Genomic DNA, 15,679 nt, shown 5'->3' with positions numbered 1-15,679 from the left:
CGAGCCCGACACCTACGGCATGTCGTTCGAGAGTTGGGCAGGGGTGACGACGGCGGGCTCGTTTGCGCCCCCCAGACGGCGGCGCGCCGTCTCGCGGCGTCCGACGGCGGGGACGTGCTGGGTGGCGGCGGCCAGACCGAAGACGGGCATGTTGCCGTAGACGGCCTCATATTTTCCGGCCTCGACCATGTAGGTCTCGTGCCAGATGCCGACGCTGCCATCAATGCCGATCGCTTTATTGAAGCGCTGCCAGGCGCGCAGGTGCGGCTCCTCCCTGGAGCGCGCGAAGCGCTCCAGGTCCTCGAAGGAGCGCCAGTACTGGATCAGCATCGCCCCACGCAGGTTGAAGTAGTTCTGAGCCCCTAAAAAGCCGCTCTCAGGATGCGCATAGAGGCTGCTCATCATCGGCCCCATAGCTAACACGGTCGGAACCCATTTGCCAAACGCCAGAAATTTATTGATACGCATGCCGATCAGGAACACCACGAATGGCTGATCAGCCTGAGCCGTAAAACGTCCTGGGATAACAGTCGCCATCGTCAAATCCTCTCTGGGCGGCACTAATCGCGCGCCGCATCAATCTCCACGAGTGTTTGCAAAGTCTGCAATGTTTCGTCGCACCAGTTCAGCAGGGCCAGGCAGCGATGGATGCCGTAACGCACCGTGATCAACGCGTATGCCGATTCCTGCTGGTCCTTACAGATATCTTTGAGATGAGCTTCAATGGCTCGATATTTCTCCAATAGCTCGACATTCAGCTGCCGAAAGCGCCGCACATGCTCGATATTGTCAGGGATGCCAACATGCTGACCAAAGAACAGCTTTAGCAGCAGCTCATTACGCTCCGGCGCCTCCTCAACCGGCTCCAGCAGCCAGCGCTGCAGCTCTTGCTGGCCAGGCTCGGTCAGGGTATAGACATAGCGATCAGGCCTGCCCTCCTGCTTCTCGGCCCGGCTGACAGCCAGCCCCTCATCCACCAGCCTCTTGAGCATCGGATAGATCTGACCGTAGCTCTCATTCCAGAAGTTGCTGGTGCTCCCCTCCATAAACTTCTTGATATCGTAGCCTGAACCGGGGCAGACGCTCAGAAGCCCCATCAAGGCATACCTGCTCTTGTTTTCCTTTGGCATTCTATATCTCCTTGATATATATCTAAGTGATATATAGCATACAGATATATTAAATGTCAAGCCTCGCTGTGAGTGAGAGTTGGATAGCTGCAATTTGTGCCAGGTAGCAGGCAAGGTGACAAGAAAAATGGTCCAATCCGGGGTGATTACGTGTCACATCGCCTGAATTTAATCCGTCAGAGTTGTATATGGAAGGAACAGAAAGAGAGAATGTGAGCGATGGATAGACACGAATGGCAGGCGCAGCATTTTGAATCGTACCGCAGCCACCTGAGGGCGGTGGCCTATCGCATGCTTGGCTCCTTGAGCGAGGCGGACGACGCCGTGCAGGAGGCGTGGCTGCACTTCAGCCGCTCGGATACGAGCGAGGTCGTGAACCTGGGAGGCTGGCTGACGCGGGTGGTGGCGCGCATCTGCCTCGATATGCTGCGCTCACGCGAGTCGCGGCGCGAGGAGTCTCTGGACGCGCGGGTCTCAGATCCGAGCGGCAGCACTGATGAGGAGATCGATCCCGAGGGTGAGGCGCTGCTGGCCGATGCGGTCGGGCAAGCGCTGCTGGTGGTGCTGGCAACCCTCAATCCCGCCGAGCGTCTGGCCTTCGTACTGCACGATATCTTTGGCATGCCCTTTGAGGAGATCGCGCCGCTCGTGGAGCGTACGCCGGCGGCGACGCGGCAGCTGGCCAGTCGCGCGCGCCGCCGGGTGCAGGGGACCGAGACGATCCCCGACGTCACGCGCATGCGCCAGCGTGAAGCCGTCGAGGCCTTCCTGGCGGCCTCGCGCTCGGGCGACTTTGAAGCGCTCCTCTCGATGCTCGATCCCGAGGTCGTGTTCCGCTCCAGCTACGCGGGCGCCTCCATGCTGGTGCGTGGAGCCGCCGCCGTGGCCGAGCAGTTCTCGGGACGTGCCCGGGAGGCGCAGGCGGCGCTCATCAACGGGGCCGTGGCGATCGTGGTAGCGCCCCACGGTCACCTGCAGCTCGCGATCAACCTCACCTTCAAACATGACAGGATCAGCGAGATCAATGTGATCTCCGATCCCGAGCAACTGAGCCAGCTCAACATGACAATCCCCTAAGCAGCGATACTATGATCTTAATACGAGGGCTTTCAACAACTAGACCAGTCAGGACTGATCGAGGATGCGCGCGAAGGATTGGAGATAGCTGGCGTCCGCGCTCCTCTGGCGCAGCATCCAGTACTCCGCGCCCCAGAACAGGTAGGCGTAGAGGGGGAGCTCTGGCCGCGACCAGCCCAGGCAGGTGTTGTAGTTGATGATGACTTGCTCGGGAGGACAGCTATACATGCCCTGTTCGGAGGGGTTGGGCGCGGTCGTCACGCTCTCCCATGGTTCGGCCTGCCCCTCGGCGATCATCGGCCGCTGCCGCCGGACGCGCAGCGAGGCGAACAGGCGCTGACGCCTGCGCCGCGACCAGAGGCTCTGGCTACCATCCAGGTACAGGGCTCTGGACCCAAGCGATAGCAGGGCGTGGCGTGGATAGTAGTCGATGCCGACAATGTCGGCCAGCCGCCGCGCCACCGCCAGCGAATCACCCTGGTCCCGCGTGCGCCACCACTGGGAGAGTCCTACCAGCAGAGAGGTCGGCAGGAAGCCGTTCATCATAATTGGCCTGCTCGGGTCGGCCTCTCTCAAGGCCTCAAACTCGCGCGCCACAAAATCCACGGACAGGCGCCAGCTGTGCTCGACACCCAACGGGTCAACGGCCTCGTGCTCAAGCTGCCAGGCCACGATAGCATGGCGCTGTTTGTAGCGCTCGACGACGCGCGCCATAAAGTCGATCGCCGCCTCCAGCAGCGCGTCATAGGCTTCCGGCCTGATCAAGGTATGTTCGGGCAGGGGATGACGCAGCTGATGCTGCGGCACAAAGAATTCGGGATAGCTAAAGGTTTTGAGCGGGCCCACGCACAGAATGATCTGCTTGCCAGCTTGCTCGGCTGCATCCACCTGCCAGTCGAGCTCATCGAATGAGAAGGCGCGCGGCGCCTGCTCGATGCGATTCCAATAAGCTCCCAGGCGAATGAGCTGAAAGGGATAGGCGAGCAGCTCTTGCAGGGTGGCACGCGCATCCAGCCCCAGCGTCTCCACCTGGGGCGTGCGATAGCTGATGCCCAATAGCGTTGAGCCACGGGGAACGATGGGCAGGTACCGCCAGGCATCCGTCAGGGGCTGCTGCTGCGGCCGCCAGCGCAGCTCCGTCACGTGCCTGCCCACCTCAGCGGCACCCGAGCGCAGACGCGACATCTGACGCGTTCTCTCTTCCATGCGTAACCTTCCTTTTGCTCAGATCGATTCAGTATATGTGTCGACCTGCTCAAAGTATACAAAAAGCTTCATCGTTTCGCATCGTGCTCTCCTGGTTGTTGTGGAGATGGCTGGAAGACGCGCCGATAGAGGTTCGACTGCAGCAGCCTTTCTGGATCGTAGCGCTGCTTAAGATCGAGAAATGCCGCGACGGCGGCCTCACCGACGCTACGCCGATAGAGGACAGGGGTAAGCAGCGCATCTTTGGCCAGGTAGAAGCGACCACCGGCCGCGATCACCTGCTCCATCAATTCCCGTAACAGCTGGCGCAACCCATGTACCCGTACGGGCAACCGGTAATTGACTTCCAGCGAGAAACCATCTACCTGGTAGCCGAGCAGGAAAGGGTCCCGGCGGTGCCGCTTGATGATGCACCAGAGGGGATCGTACTTGTGCTCCTGTGACCGACGAAGAATTTCGGCGAAGAGGGCTTCGGCCTCAGCGGCCGGGACAAAGGCCTGAAAGGTCTCGCTCCCACCGGGCAGGAGCGCGCGATAACCCGTAAACAGAGCGGGCGCATAATAAGTGGAACGCATCAGCGATATTTGACGCGGCCTGTTTCTACCAGGCCAGCGGCTCCCCCGGTAAATTACACTATTCGCGCCGCGTACACCACCCTCAACAAAGGGTCTGCCGAGGGTGCCGGCCCAATGGGTTAAGCTATGCATGGATCGTTCGGAGAGATGAAATGTCGGGAAAGCCGCAGTAGCAACGACTCTCTGGCTGTAGCGGCTGGCCGTGACGATCCCGCGACCCAGCTGGCCTCCGGCGGCGAAGCCATCCACCCAGGCTTCCAGGTAGTCGGCCGCCTGCTCGTCCTCAAATAACTGGAAAAGTTCACGCAATGAGCGGCCGGGCCGCACGGTGACCTCGACCCGGTCGGAGGGAACGCGCTTCAGTTGCAGCGTGATCGAGGTAATAAAGCCCAGCAGGCCAGCGCTACCTACCACAGCCCGAAAAAGCTCACTGTTTTGCGTGGGAGAAACGGTGAGCAGTTGTCCCCCGGCCAGCAGCACTGTCAGGGACAGCACATGTTCACCAAAGGAGCCATGCGTCCAGGAATTTTTGCCGTTCACATTCATAGCGACGCAACCGCCGACGGTGGCCACGGCAGTGGAAGGGGTAACCGCCAGCCACCAGCGGTCCCGCAGAGCGACACGCGCCACCTCACCTACTGTCACACCCGGCTCGACGCGCATGATTCCCCGCTCAGGGTCCCAGGCCAGAATGCGACGCATAGTCGTGAGATCGATAAGCAGACCGCCTCCGTTCAGAGCCGCGTCCGTATAGCTATGTCCCGCGCCATGCGCGATGATCGAAAGACCCCGAGCGCGCGCCACGTCGAGTGCCTGCCTGATCTCCTCCACGCCGCGCGCACTACAGACATCACAGAGAGAATGTTCAGTCAAACTCCAATTCGTAACGGCGGTCCGCTTCCAATCCAGGTCTGTCCCATACTCTCTATTTATATTATCCGATATAAGCATATATACACTTTTCACCTAGAACGTCTGGTCGGTCTGCGTAGAAGTCGGGGCGAGCCCGACTTACTCGCCCCGCATTAAAAGCGGGGACGAGCCGATCCCTCCAGCCGCTCGCGCATCTGATCGAAAGTAGGGCCATCAATCTCGCCACCCGCGTAGCGTCGGCGTAGAATCTCCATCGCATCTGGCTCCGTCCCCATCCCAAAGGGTCCGCGCCTGTTTCTCCATCCAAACATCCGCGAAGCGCCCCAGCAGATCAGCGCCACAAAGCCAATCCAGAACACCGGTATCATAGGCCAGAAGCCATATCCCCAATGCATCATAAACATATCTCCTTCTATCTTTTAAACATCGCCATTATCGTATCCATCCCACACACATCCCTCCCGTAGGTGCCGGGCTCGCCCCGGCTTGTCGCGCAGCGACCCACGTTCCACCACAGGTGATGTCTAAAGTATAAATTCGCAAGATGACCGGGACATGAATTCTCACCTTCAGTTTTGTCATGAATCTGTCATAAAGCGTCCTTGCGATGGCATAGAGTTCATATTGCTGTCATGTCGAACGGCTAGACTATAGCTACTAATCAATGGCACAGCTGCAAGCACATCGCCTGATAGACAGTAAGTGTGTAGCAGAAAAAAGGAGGTTTTTTGATGTGGCAGATTATCTGTCTATGCCTGCCCGCGGTCACGCGTAGCGAGCAGCAACGCTTCTTTACGCTTTTTCGCGAGGCCCTGCGTGCCTATGGGCGCGAGTTGACCGAGATGGATTTGAGCCTGTTCTTTTTGCATACCCTTTCGCTGCCAGAGGCGCTGACAGTGCTTGAGGAACGCCTGCGGCTGGTGGTACGCTCGCTGGAACAGATGCGGCAACCCGCAGAGGATGAGCCAGTACAGGATATCAAACAATGGATGATTGATGGGCACCTGCGCGCCCTGCTGGAAGCTGAACACACATGGCTAATCCAGGCGATCACCCGGCTCCAGATGCAGTTGCTCGATCAAGATCTCGATCAACCGATGATTGCATCACACAGCCACACGCAATAATATGATCATGATGATGCTGGCTTGCGCCTCATTGTTGTGGATTCCAAGCGATGTGGGTGGCGATCCTACTTCGCCACTCACAGAACGCTATCGTAGGTGCGGGCCGCGCCCGCTTTTAAGATAAGATTTTACGCTCGGTCGCTGCCGCCGGCAGGGGGATCGCCACCCGTTTCGCTCATATCGGCGATATTCTCGGAGCCGCGCTCGCGTGAGTTGGCGGATCCAGCATGGGTTGGACTGGTGCGGCCGGTTTCGGGCGTGCTATCGCTGGTATTCACGCCGCCCATATTCGATCCCTGCTCGCGCTGATAGACGGGCTCGCCTTCGCGTTTGGAGACATCGCCCAGCTTGATATCATCACCCTGCCGCTCACCGCGCCGCTTATCCTGGCGCTGTGCCGCCTGCATATCATCCTGCGCCGTATCGGTCACGGCCGACCCCGGCTGCTGCTCCTGCTCGCCCCGTGGCGCACCGCCCCGCGGCTGAATGCGCTGGACCGGGCGCCCGGCCTCGGCGTTCTCTGGCGTATCGTTCTCCACCAGGGGCGCAGGCGGCTCCATCTCATGAACCGGGCTACTGATATCAGTATTGCGCCTCAGCGCCTCCTCAACATATTTACCCCTGCGAATCTCTTCTTCTATTCTATCATTCAAGTCCGACATCATTATCACACTTTCTCTATACAGCTCATACATTTTAAAGGCACGAATGGTTCACTATTTGCTTTCTTCACGGGCCGGCACAACAAAAAGTTTCCTGACCACTCCCGCGTGGCTGGTCAGATGGCATATAATGCTCTCAGGGCTGCGGTTCTATCGTTTCAAGGAGGAAAGAGGATGGAGAAAGAGCAAAAAACAACTCCATATCAACAGGGCGACACTCGTTTTATCTCTTTACTGCAGGAGCTGACACATATAAAGGAAACGTACGCGGTACGGCAATTGCAATGGTATAAGCAGCACACGCCACAGGCCAAATATTATTTTCGCTTCTCCAGTGCGCTGATCATCATCCTCAGCGTGAGCATCCCGTTTCTCGCCACGCTTGACGGACCCTGGCGCACCACGGTGCTCCCCATCATCGCCCTGCTGATCGCCGGCCTGACCGGTCTGAGCGCCTTCTTTCGCTGGGAAGATAGCTGGAAAGGCTACATGCATGCCCAGATGACGCTTGAACACCTCCTCTGGCTCTGGGAGCTGAAAATAGCGGAGGCCAGGCACGAACCCGACGCGCAGAAGGGCATGGAGATAGCCCGACAGGCAACTGAACAGCTCATCAACGAGACGCGGGGCACAATCCATAGCGAGGCGGAAGAATATTTTAAGCGCGTCCAGTTGCCGCAGACCACAAAAAGCTAGACCCGAAGGTCTTTGTGATTAAAAATAACGCCGACCGCGCTCGCCTGCTCAACCTTTTGCATGTTCAACCGTAGATACCGTCAAGAATATTTTTGCCGCAGGGCGTCAACGACGATGGGAGGGAGCATGCCGTCGACATGCCCTCCCAGGCTGGCGACTTCTTTGAGGCGGGATGAGCTGATAAACAGGTGCTCCTGGCTGGTAAAGAGGCAGAGCGTCTCAATGGCAGGTGCCAGGCGATGATTCATCAATCCCATCCTGAATTCGCCCTCAAAGTCGTTGGGCGAGCGCAATCCTCGGATAATCGCCTGTCCACCGCGTCCGGCCACATAATCGACCGTCAAACCGCTGAAGCTCTCCACACGCACATCTGGCAGATCCGAGCTTTCGACCACGGCGCGACAGAGGGCGAGGCGCTCCTCCAGCGAGAAGAGCAACGTCTTGTTCGGATTGGCATAGACAGCGATGATCAACGTATCAAACAGGCGCGCGGCCCTCCTGACGATGTCCAGATGCCCATTGGTGATGGGATCAAAGCTGCCTGGATACACGGCGATGCGGCCGTCTGCGTTTCGATTATGCATTGAACTCTTCTCCTTAAAATCCGGCCTTAGAAGGCTTCGCAAAGCAGTGGCGGACGGATTATCCCAAAACCTGGATGTACATGTCGACAGCGATCCTGGTGGCTTCGTGCTCTCCAACGATGGCGGCAAGCTGCTCACGCAGGTCTCCTAACGCATTATACCCGTGGTTGATTACTTCGTGGGGTGCGGTAACCCTAAAACCGCTCATAGCCCGGCTCATCGCCTCGCATTCCATCTCGATCCGCTTCCTCAACATAGCAACCTCACTCATTCAGCTTACCCCTATCAACTATCAATCACATAACTTGCGTGCACGCAGTACCAGCGATTGAACCAGTAGAGGACATTTCTGACGATCAAGTCTCTGAAGAGTATCGTCCCTACTAGTTCTACTCTTACCCTAATTGCATTATCATAATCTATACACTATACTACTCCTCATGTAAATATCGACATTTAGACATTTATAGGTAAGCAAATTTTGAGGGAGTGTCTGACTCTTATAATCATCGCTTGCGGCTTGTATGAGTTTTCGCACTCCAGTGCCCATGCCTTATCTTTCCGTTGGTGCGTGAGCTGTCCCAGGTGGTCACGGCCGAAGATTGGTTGGGGTAGGCATTGGCACCGGCACAGTTTTTGTTCAGGAGCTCGTAATGACAGACCTGGTAGGGCAGCAATTAAAGCAGTATCGCCTGACACATCACTACTCACAGGGAGCTTGGGCAGACGTTTACCTGGCTGAGCATATACGGACGCAGCGCCAGACGATCATCAAGATCGGGCAGAGGCCATTGGCGGAAGATGAAAGCCAGGTCTTTCTGCAGGAAGCGGCACGCATAGCCAGGCTGGCGCATCCCCACATCGTCCCGGTGCTGGATTTCGGAATGCAACAGGATGGCAGGCCGTTCATCATCCAGCGATATATGCCCGACGGTTCGCTACGCACCAGGTATCCCCAGGGTGTCACGATCCATATGGACGTGCTTGTAGACTACGTCGACCAGATTACTACGGCCCTCCAATATGCACACCAGAACGGATATATACACGGCAATCTGAAGCCGGGCAATATCATGCGAACGGGTTCTATCATTTTGCTCGCTGATTTTAGCCTGACGGCCATCACCGGGGGAACAGAGAAGCTCGATCAGCTTAAAACGGCTCTATACACGGCCCCGGAACGCCTCCAAAATGAGTCCACACCTGCCTCCGACCAGTACGCCCTGGCCGCCATGATCTACGAATGGATCTATGGCGACCCCTTGTTTGAAGGCAGTCCGCGCGAAGTCATCCAGCAACACATCCATGATGATCCTCCATCATTGCGAACAAAGATGCCAACAGTCTCGCGTGTGCTGGATTGGGTCATGATGACCGCCCTGGCCAAACAGCCCGCGCAACGCTTCAGCAGCATCCAGGAATTTAACACGGCGTTCAGGGCGGCCAGTGAGGAGGAAGGCGGTATATCCTCAGAGAAGACGCGAGTGTTCTTCTCCTACGCCCAGCGCGACCAGAGCCTGCGCGATCAACTGGAAAACCACCTCAGCAACCTGAAGTATCGCGGCCTGATCACCACCTGGAACGCCAGAGAGATCAAAGCAGGCGAGGATACCATCCAGCAGATGAATATCCATCTCAACACAGCCCATATCATCCTGTTGTTGATCAGCGCCAACTTTTTGGCCTCCGACTATTGCTACAGCCAAGAAATGATGCAGGCGATCAAGCGCCATCAGGACGGTAAAGCCCACGTCATCCCGGTCCTCCTGCGACCCGTGGTCTTCACCGGCGCGCCCTTCGCCCACCTCAAACCGCTGCCCAGTAACCAGAAACCGGTCGTCACCTGGCGCAACCGCGACAGCGCCTTCGTCGACATCGCCCTGGGTATCGAGCGCATCGTCAACAACCGCAAAAAAGCAATGTCTTCAGGTACATCATCATCCGATTACGACAGCCTACCACTCAGGCGACAACCAGGACAACGCTTCAAGCTATCGAGGCGTAGTCCTGATCGTCGACATCTGGATGATCCTGAGTGGGCGGAAGAATACAGACGCGAGCAGGAAGAATACAGACAAAAACAAGAAGCAGAGCGCAGGCGCGCCATCGAGGCCAGCGGCCTATCAACGCAGGAGTATGAGTACTTTGAGAAGGCGTTAGAAGCCTATAGACACGCCATCTATTATATAGACGGAAACGACGCAACCGCCTGGCGAGGCCGTGGGCATGCCATGGCGGCCATGAAGCGCTTTGAAGAGGCTCTGCAGGCATTCCAGAAGGCGCAGCAGCTCGCGCAGCTACCCGGCACAAATGTCAGCATAGGCAACGTGCTGGCGGCCATGGAGCGCTGGGGCGAGGCGGTCGCCGCCTACCAACAGGCGCTGGCCCTGGACAGCACGTACGCCAACGCCTATGCTGGCCTGGGGGACGTCCTGTCCCACCTTGGCCGCACACAGGAAGCAGAAGCAGCCTATAAAGAGGCGCGCCAGCTCGGCCTCGAAGACTGGCCCGAGGAGATAGCGCAACCCGATCAAGAGCCGCAACAGCCAGAGCAACCAACATAAAAACTATAAGAAACGACAAAGAATGCAGGACAATGATTCTTTTAATGCCTTTTTCACATAGATTATGGTATACTGCACGCGTATGGATTTATACGTGATAAAGGAGCTATTTTGATGCAGCCAGATCGCGCACTCAAGAAAGTCAAACGCTTTGTGAAGCAGCAGCAGCGCTACCGCTTCACCCTCTCGCTGGACAATGGAAAGACGACGGTCGAGGCACCCACCTACGCCGTGGTTCTGTTGCTCGGCGTCGTGCTCTTCGTCCTCGGCACCTTCGTCAAGCTCCTCATCGAAAACGCCACCGATTGAAGCGCCAAAAGCAACGTTTCCACAGGATTGTTTCCGTTTTATGGGGTGGTTGCCGTTTCCTGATCTGGGTAGATGATGATTTGCAGCTGCCGCGTGGCAGCGAGCGCCGCGTCAGGGTCATGTGATCGCAGCTGCTGCGTGAGATAGACCCTATAGCGTTCCAGGTAGTGGTTCTCAAACGCGAGGGTGCGAGCACAAAGATGGCGTAGCCGCGAGCGGTCCTCTTGCTCACCAGGGACGAGATAGGACCATCTTTTGCTGCCATACTCGTACATCTCTTCAAGAAACGACGTCCATTCGTCGTGCACAAAGTCGCGATACATCTTCACGCTGGCGCTTTTCGCCTCGACGGTCTGTACCCATTCAATTTCTCCTTGAAGTTTACGCGAGAAAGAAGGCCCTGAGCACGGGAACGCAGATGTCGCCGGCGAACCCGTGGTCCCATCATCAACGTTCCCCACCAACGAGAAACGCCCCCATAAAACCGAAACGCCCCACCAACGAGAAACGCCCATGTAGGGTCGACCCTCGAGGTCGACCGGCCCGCGAGCGTCAGCGATTGCGGGCCACGTGCCAGGCCGGTTCGGCTTCCCATGGGAATTTTCTCGCCCCGCGTGGTACCCGGCAAGGAACGTTCGCTTAAAGGTTCATGTGTGGAACGTTGGCGTACGGGAACCACGCTTGGTGGGCGTGTAAGACAGGAGAAGACGAACCGGCCTGGTACGTGGCCCGCAATCGCTGACGCTCGCGGGCCGGTCGACCTCGAGGTCGACCCTACGTTTACGTTTCTTTTTTAAGGGACGTTCCTTTTTTACGGGGACGTTTCGTGTTTTTGGTTGCTTTGCTTTGTCTTCTGGCGGCTTAATCCACTGTCTGTTCGCGGGCCAGTTCGGAGAGGAAGCTGGCTTCGGCGAGGGCGGCGCGCTCGATTTCGCTGGGATCAACGCTCTCGTTGGGGGCGTGGATGTTGGCGGAGGCGTCCTCAGCTCCCCAGAGGATGATCTCGGCCTCGGGGAAGACGCTGGCGAAGGCGTTGATGAGCGGGATCGAGCCGCCGCTACCGATCTCGGAGGCATCTTTGCCGTAGGCGAACTGCAGGGCTTTATAGGCGGCGATATAGGCGGGTCCGTCGGTGGCGATGGCGTGTCCTTCGCCGGTCTCGGCCTCCGAGAAGGCGAGCTGCACATTCCAGGGGGCGACCGCTTTGAGGTGCGCGGTCAGCAGTTCCAGGGCCTCCTGGCCGCTGCGGCCGGGTGGGACGCGCACGCTGACGCGGGCACGGGCCACGTCGATCAGGGCGTTACGCGCACCCTGTACGGCCGGCGCGTCCAGTCCCACGACGTTGATCGAGTAGCTGGCGCAGACGCGGCTGGCAATCGAGCCGCTGCCGATCAGATCCACGCCCGACAGGACACCGGCCAGCTGACGGAACTCCTCTTCCGGGATATCGCTGCCATGCCAGGGCTGGCTCTGCATGCCTTCGACGGCCACATTCCCCTGCTCATCGTGCAGGGTGGCGAGCATGCGGATCAGGGCCACCAGGGCGTCGGGCGTGGGACCACCAAAGGCGCCGCTGTGGACGGGTCCCCGCAGGGCACGCACCTCGACCACCTGCGAGGCAAAGCCGCGCAGCGTCGTGGTCAGCAGGGGCTCGCCGACGTGGTTATTGCCGGCATCGGCCACCACCACCACGTCGGCCCGGAACAGATCCCTGTGCTCGGGTAAATAGGAGGCCAGACTGTTGCCGAACTCCTCCTCGCCCTCGATCAAGACCTTCAGGCCAACGGGAAACCGCCCGGCAAAGCTACGCAGAGCCGCCACGTGGACCGCGATGCCGGACTTATCGTCCGCCGCGCCACGTCCGTAGAGCCGTCCATCCGGGCGCGCCGTCAGCTCAAATGGCGGCGTCTCCCACTCATCGACCTCGCCCGCCGGCTGCACATCGTAATGGGCGTAGAGCAGCACGGTCGGCATCCCGGCCGGAGCCGGAATCTCACCGAAGACCGCCGGGTAGCCGCTGGGCATCTCCAGCAGGCGCACATCCTGCACACCCACGCCGCGCAAAATATCGCTGGTGACGCGGGCCCCCTCCAGCACCGACTCGCGCGCGAAACCCGGCGCCGCCACCGATGGCACCCGTACCAATCGCGCCAGATCATCTATAACTGTCGGCATCACGGCGTGTACAGCCTGGCGAAGCTCATCAAAAGACATTATCTCTCTTCTCTGACTTTCCATTATTTGCATGAATTGCTACATAACCATACATTGATCAAAAATGTATATAGCTGTCGTTATAGCAGACCAGCCATACCAAAGTCAAATAATAAAAGGCACCGAAACGTACCCCAAAACACGAAAACGCCCCCGTAGGTGCCGGGCGATGATGATGAGAGGCGCGCGCGGATGTCACCGATGGAGGAGACCAACATGGAGTAAAGAGGAGATCACGATCTCGAAGGTGCCATCTTGCGCGTAATCATGGATGCGTAGGTTCGGCCCTTGCGGCCGATTTTCCTCCCCATTCAACCATGTCCCTTAAACACGCCATGTTTACATATCTTCATTTTCGTGTTCAACGGACATTGTCGTGCATCGAGGGGAAATCGGCCGCAAGGGCCGAACCTACGATGGGACGTTTCCGTGCGTTATGCGGAAATCGGACCCGCGTTTATGATACGCGGGGGCCGGCCTGGCGAATATCGTCGCCGGGGACCTGGAACTGCTCGAAATTCTTTGTGAACAGCTCGGCCAGCTTGCGCGCCTGCCTGTCGTAGGCCTCGGGATCATCCCAGGTGCCGCGCGGCGAGAGCACCGAGCTGGGCACGTCGGGACAGAAGGTCGGGACCTGGAAGCCAAAGACGGGATCGGTGACCATCTCGGCCTTGTCAATCTCACCGCTGATGGCGGCCCGTACCATGGCGCGCGTGTAGTTGATGTTGATGCGCGATCCCACACCATAGGGTCCACCGGTCCAGCCTGTGTTGATCAGGTAGCAGCGCACGTTGTGCTTCTCGATGCGCTCGCGCAGCAGGTTGGCGTATTCTCCTGGGCGGCGGGGCAGAAAGGCCGCGCCAAAGCATGAGCTAAACGTCGCCTGCGGAGTGGTGACGCCAGATTCGGTGCCAGCCAGCTTGCTGGTGTAGCCCGACAGGAAGTAGTACATGGCCTGCTCGGTCGTCAGCTTCGAGATCGGTGGCAGCACGCCAAAGGAGTCCGCCGAGAGGAAGATGACGGCGTTGGGATGGCCAGCCATCCCGGAGGGGACGACGTTATCAATGAAATCGATCGGGTAGGCCACGCGCGTATTCTCGGTCAGCGAGCTATCGGTGTAGTCAGGGACACGCGTCTTCGGATCGAGCACCACGTTCTCGTACACGGAGCCAAAGCGGGCCGCATTCCAGATCTGGGGTTCAAACTTCTGCGATAGATTGATGCACTTGGCGTAGCAGCCGCCCTCGAAGTTGAAGACGCCGTTCTCGCCCCAGCCATGCTCGTCGTCACCCACCAGCATGCGGCTGGTATCGGCCGACAGACTGGTCTTGCCGGTACCAGAGAGGCCAAAGAATAGCGCCACATCACCGTCGGCGCCCACATTGGCTGAGCAGTGCATGGGCAGCACGCCCTGCGCGGGCAGGATAAAGTTCAACACCGTGAAGATGGACTTCTTCATCTCACCAGCGTACTCGGTTCCGGCGATCAAGACCAGGCGCTCTTTAAAATCTATGATAATAGCGGCATCCGAGCGCGTCCCATGGGTGCGGGGATTGGTACGGAAATGGGGGACACACAGGATGGTAAAGCCGGGACGATCGGTGGTAAGATCGTTCTCAGAAGCACGGAGGAACAATTGACGAGCGAACAGATTATGCCAGGCCAGTTCGGTAATCACCTGGATCGGCATGCGATATTCGGGGTCCGCTCCGGCCGCCGCATCCAACACGTAGACGTCGCGTCCCTGTAAATAGTCGGCCAGGCTTCTGCGCACTATTTCAAACGTCTCCGGCGTCATCGGATGGTTGTTCTCGCCCCACCAGATACGTGCCGTCGACTCTTCATTTGAGACAATAAACTTATCTTTTGGCGAACGCCCGGTATGTACGCCAGTCGTAGCGCTCAAGGCCCCATTGGCCGCCAACAAACCTTCCTGCCGCGTCAATGCGTGCTCAATCAGTACCGCGGGGGACAGATTCCAGTTGATGGTGCCAAGGTTGACCAACCCATACTCTTCCAGGGCCTTCCTGCTCATCATCATCGTCATAACACACTCTCCTCTGGGGTTTTCTCATGAAATCGCGCTGCCCTCAACTCTAATGGTCTAAAGTTCGTTCGGTGAACTTTATTCAACGCGTCAACCCCGAACAACCGTTAGTTTAACAAACCTGCGCCCTATGTGCAACCCACCATATAAAACATACTCATACTATGTAACTTTCGAATATATAGAATATTCGATTCAATCTCACATTCTCAAGAAGACCTGAGAAGTTTTTTTTCATAGATTTTCACGATAATGAACGTTCTATTGCATATCTCTGTGCTTTATATTGTACCATTTTGTCGCCCTACTCTGCCATACGACAACTGAAATGGTAAAGTGAGCGCGCAACGCCCTTCATACTATATGTACGCATCTTCTATAAAGAAAGATTTACAAATGCATAAAATTTTGTGATGGTGAGATAGCCGCTGGCCGCAAATATGGCGCGCATAATTATTCACGAATTTTCCCATATCGAAGTGACTACCCATCACGATGTATCCCCGCCTGCGGCGGGGAAGGGGGAGAGGAATTGGTGGGGGACTTGAGCATGCTCCCAGCATGCTCGCCCCACACCCCCGGCAGGAGGGGCTTGACGCCCCTCCTGCACCTCCC

At 57.7% G+C, this 15,679-nt stretch carries 16 protein-coding genes; 5 read left to right on the top strand and 11 right to left on the bottom strand.

The window, feature by feature from the left end; genetic code table 11:
• Positions 1–12: 12 nt before the first annotated feature.
• Both KTT_RS21255 and KTT_RS21250 read right to left on the bottom strand, forming a co-directional pair.
• Entirely contained in the window at positions 13–537 is a 525-nt protein-coding gene (locus tag KTT_RS21255; protein ID WP_126597982.1) for a DUF4188 domain-containing protein, read from the bottom strand.
• 23 nt (positions 538–560) lie between these two features.
• Complete coding sequence (locus KTT_RS21250) at positions 561–1,130, bottom strand: PadR family transcriptional regulator (RefSeq protein ID WP_126597980.1); 570 nt, start codon at positions 1,128–1,130, stop codon at positions 561–563.
• Between the two features lie 219 nt (positions 1,131–1,349).
• Here KTT_RS21250 and KTT_RS21245 point away from each other — a divergent pair, with 219 nt between their 5' ends.
• A complete protein-coding gene (locus tag KTT_RS21245; RefSeq protein WP_126597979.1) occupies positions 1,350–2,207 on the top strand; it encodes a sigma-70 family RNA polymerase sigma factor in 858 nt (285 codons plus the stop codon).
• Positions 2,208–2,255: 48 nt separating this feature from the next.
• Here the strand turns inward: KTT_RS21245 and KTT_RS21240 are convergent, their stop codons facing one another.
• The 3 genes from KTT_RS21240 to KTT_RS21230 all read right to left on the bottom strand — a co-directional run bounded on the left by KTT_RS21240 (position 2,256) and on the right by KTT_RS21230 (position 5,259).
• A complete protein-coding gene (locus KTT_RS21240) occupies positions 2,256–3,413 on the bottom strand; it encodes a beta-galactosidase (protein ID WP_126597977.1) in 1,158 nt (385 codons plus the stop codon).
• Positions 3,414–3,481: 68 nt separating this feature from the next.
• The gene (locus tag KTT_RS21235; protein ID WP_126597975.1) at positions 3,482–4,939 is read right to left on the bottom strand and encodes an FAD-binding oxidoreductase; all 1,458 of its coding nucleotides are present in this window, start codon (positions 4,937–4,939) and stop codon (positions 3,482–3,484) included.
• A 74-nt stretch (positions 4,940–5,013) separates the two neighbouring features.
• Entirely contained in the window at positions 5,014–5,259 is a 246-nt protein-coding gene (locus KTT_RS21230; RefSeq protein ID WP_126597973.1) for an SHOCT domain-containing protein, read from the bottom strand.
• Positions 5,260–5,592: 333 nt separating this feature from the next.
• Here KTT_RS21230 and KTT_RS21225 point away from each other — a divergent pair, with 333 nt between their 5' ends.
• Positions 5,593–5,988, top strand: a complete 396-nt coding sequence (locus KTT_RS21225; protein ID WP_126597971.1) for a hypothetical protein — start codon at positions 5,593–5,595, stop codon at positions 5,986–5,988.
• 128 nt (positions 5,989–6,116) lie between these two features.
• Here the strand turns inward: KTT_RS21225 and KTT_RS36220 are convergent, their stop codons facing one another.
• Positions 6,117–6,641, bottom strand: a complete 525-nt coding sequence (locus KTT_RS36220) for a hypothetical protein (protein ID WP_160146019.1) — start codon at positions 6,639–6,641, stop codon at positions 6,117–6,119.
• Positions 6,642–6,824: 183 nt separating this feature from the next.
• Between KTT_RS36220 and KTT_RS36215 the strand changes: the two genes are divergently transcribed.
• Positions 6,825–7,346 (top strand): DUF4231 domain-containing protein, encoded by a 522-nt coding sequence (locus KTT_RS36215; RefSeq protein ID WP_160146018.1) that lies wholly within the window; start codon positions 6,825–6,827, stop codon positions 7,344–7,346.
• Positions 7,347–7,426: 80 nt separating this feature from the next.
• On the opposite strand, the gene coaD is transcribed toward KTT_RS36215, so the two are convergent.
• Both coaD and KTT_RS21210 read right to left on the bottom strand, forming a co-directional pair.
• The gene (gene coaD / locus KTT_RS21215; protein WP_126597967.1) at positions 7,427–7,930 is read right to left on the bottom strand and encodes a pantetheine-phosphate adenylyltransferase; all 504 of its coding nucleotides are present in this window, start codon (positions 7,928–7,930) and stop codon (positions 7,427–7,429) included.
• Between the two features lie 58 nt (positions 7,931–7,988).
• Positions 7,989–8,201, bottom strand: a complete 213-nt coding sequence (locus KTT_RS21210; protein ID WP_126597965.1) for a hypothetical protein — start codon at positions 8,199–8,201, stop codon at positions 7,989–7,991.
• Positions 8,202–8,583: 382 nt separating this feature from the next.
• Here KTT_RS21210 and KTT_RS21205 point away from each other — a divergent pair, with 382 nt between their 5' ends.
• Both KTT_RS21205 and KTT_RS21200 read left to right on the top strand, forming a co-directional pair.
• The gene (locus KTT_RS21205; protein WP_126597963.1) at positions 8,584–10,494 is read left to right on the top strand and encodes a protein kinase domain-containing protein; all 1,911 of its coding nucleotides are present in this window, start codon (positions 8,584–8,586) and stop codon (positions 10,492–10,494) included.
• 114 nt (positions 10,495–10,608) lie between these two features.
• The gene (locus KTT_RS21200) at positions 10,609–10,803 is read left to right on the top strand and encodes a hypothetical protein (RefSeq protein ID WP_126597961.1); all 195 of its coding nucleotides are present in this window, start codon (positions 10,609–10,611) and stop codon (positions 10,801–10,803) included.
• 38 nt (positions 10,804–10,841) lie between these two features.
• On the opposite strand, the gene KTT_RS21195 is transcribed toward KTT_RS21200, so the two are convergent.
• The 3 genes from KTT_RS21195 to pckA form a co-directional block, all read right to left on the bottom strand.
• The gene (locus KTT_RS21195) at positions 10,842–11,318 is read right to left on the bottom strand and encodes a hypothetical protein (RefSeq protein ID WP_126597959.1); all 477 of its coding nucleotides are present in this window, start codon (positions 11,316–11,318) and stop codon (positions 10,842–10,844) included.
• 346 nt (positions 11,319–11,664) lie between these two features.
• Positions 11,665–13,017, bottom strand: coding sequence for a dipeptidase (locus KTT_RS21190; RefSeq protein WP_126599792.1), 1,353 nt, complete (start codon positions 13,015–13,017; stop codon positions 11,665–11,667).
• Positions 13,018–13,474: 457 nt separating this feature from the next.
• Positions 13,475–15,064: a phosphoenolpyruvate carboxykinase (ATP) gene (gene pckA, locus KTT_RS21185; RefSeq protein WP_126597957.1), complete on the bottom strand. Its 1,590-nt coding sequence runs from the start codon at positions 15,062–15,064 to the stop codon at positions 13,475–13,477.
• Between the last annotated feature and the right edge of the window lie 615 nt (positions 15,065–15,679).

Origin of the sequence: Dictyobacter aurantiacus (genome assembly GCF_003967515.1) — a bacterium.
GTDB lineage: Bacteria > Chloroflexota > Ktedonobacteria > Ktedonobacterales > Ktedonobacteraceae > Dictyobacter > Dictyobacter aurantiacus.
This window is presented reverse-complemented; position numbering and strand designations above follow the sequence as displayed.

Excerpts from the sequence above, each read along its gene's own strand:
- KTT_RS21255 (WP_126597982.1), bottom strand. The coding sequence starts at position 537 with ATGGCGACTGTTATCCCAGGACGTTTTACGGCTCAGGCTGATCAGCCA.
- KTT_RS21250 (WP_126597980.1), bottom strand. The coding sequence starts at position 1,130 with ATGCCAAAGGAAAACAAGAGCAGGTATGCCTTGATGGGGCTTCTGAGC.
- KTT_RS21245 (WP_126597979.1), top strand. The coding sequence starts at position 1,350 with ATGGATAGACACGAATGGCAGGCGCAGCATTTTGAATCGTACCGCAGC.
- KTT_RS21240 (WP_126597977.1), bottom strand. The coding sequence starts at position 3,413 with ATGGAAGAGAGAACGCGTCAGATGTCGCGTCTGCGCTCGGGTGCCGCT.
- KTT_RS21235 (WP_126597975.1), bottom strand. The coding sequence starts at position 4,939 with ATGCTTATATCGGATAATATAAATAGAGAGTATGGGACAGACCTGGAT.
- KTT_RS21230 (WP_126597973.1), bottom strand. The coding sequence starts at position 5,259 with ATGATGCATTGGGGATATGGCTTCTGGCCTATGATACCGGTGTTCTGG.
- KTT_RS21225 (WP_126597971.1), top strand. The coding sequence starts at position 5,593 with ATGTGGCAGATTATCTGTCTATGCCTGCCCGCGGTCACGCGTAGCGAG.
- KTT_RS36215 (WP_160146018.1), top strand. The coding sequence starts at position 6,825 with ATGGAGAAAGAGCAAAAAACAACTCCATATCAACAGGGCGACACTCGT.
- coaD (WP_126597967.1), bottom strand. The coding sequence starts at position 7,930 with ATGCATAATCGAAACGCAGACGGCCGCATCGCCGTGTATCCAGGCAGC.
- KTT_RS21210 (WP_126597965.1), bottom strand. The coding sequence starts at position 8,201 with ATGAGTGAGGTTGCTATGTTGAGGAAGCGGATCGAGATGGAATGCGAG.
- KTT_RS21205 (WP_126597963.1), top strand. The coding sequence starts at position 8,584 with ATGACAGACCTGGTAGGGCAGCAATTAAAGCAGTATCGCCTGACACAT.
- KTT_RS21200 (WP_126597961.1), top strand. The coding sequence starts at position 10,609 with ATGCAGCCAGATCGCGCACTCAAGAAAGTCAAACGCTTTGTGAAGCAG.
- KTT_RS21195 (WP_126597959.1), bottom strand. The coding sequence starts at position 11,318 with ATGGGCGTTTCTCGTTGGTGGGGCGTTTCGGTTTTATGGGGGCGTTTC.
- KTT_RS21190 (WP_126599792.1), bottom strand. The coding sequence starts at position 13,017 with ATGTCTTTTGATGAGCTTCGCCAGGCTGTACACGCCGTGATGCCGACA.
- pckA (WP_126597957.1), bottom strand. The coding sequence starts at position 15,064 with ATGACGATGATGATGAGCAGGAAGGCCCTGGAAGAGTATGGGTTGGTC.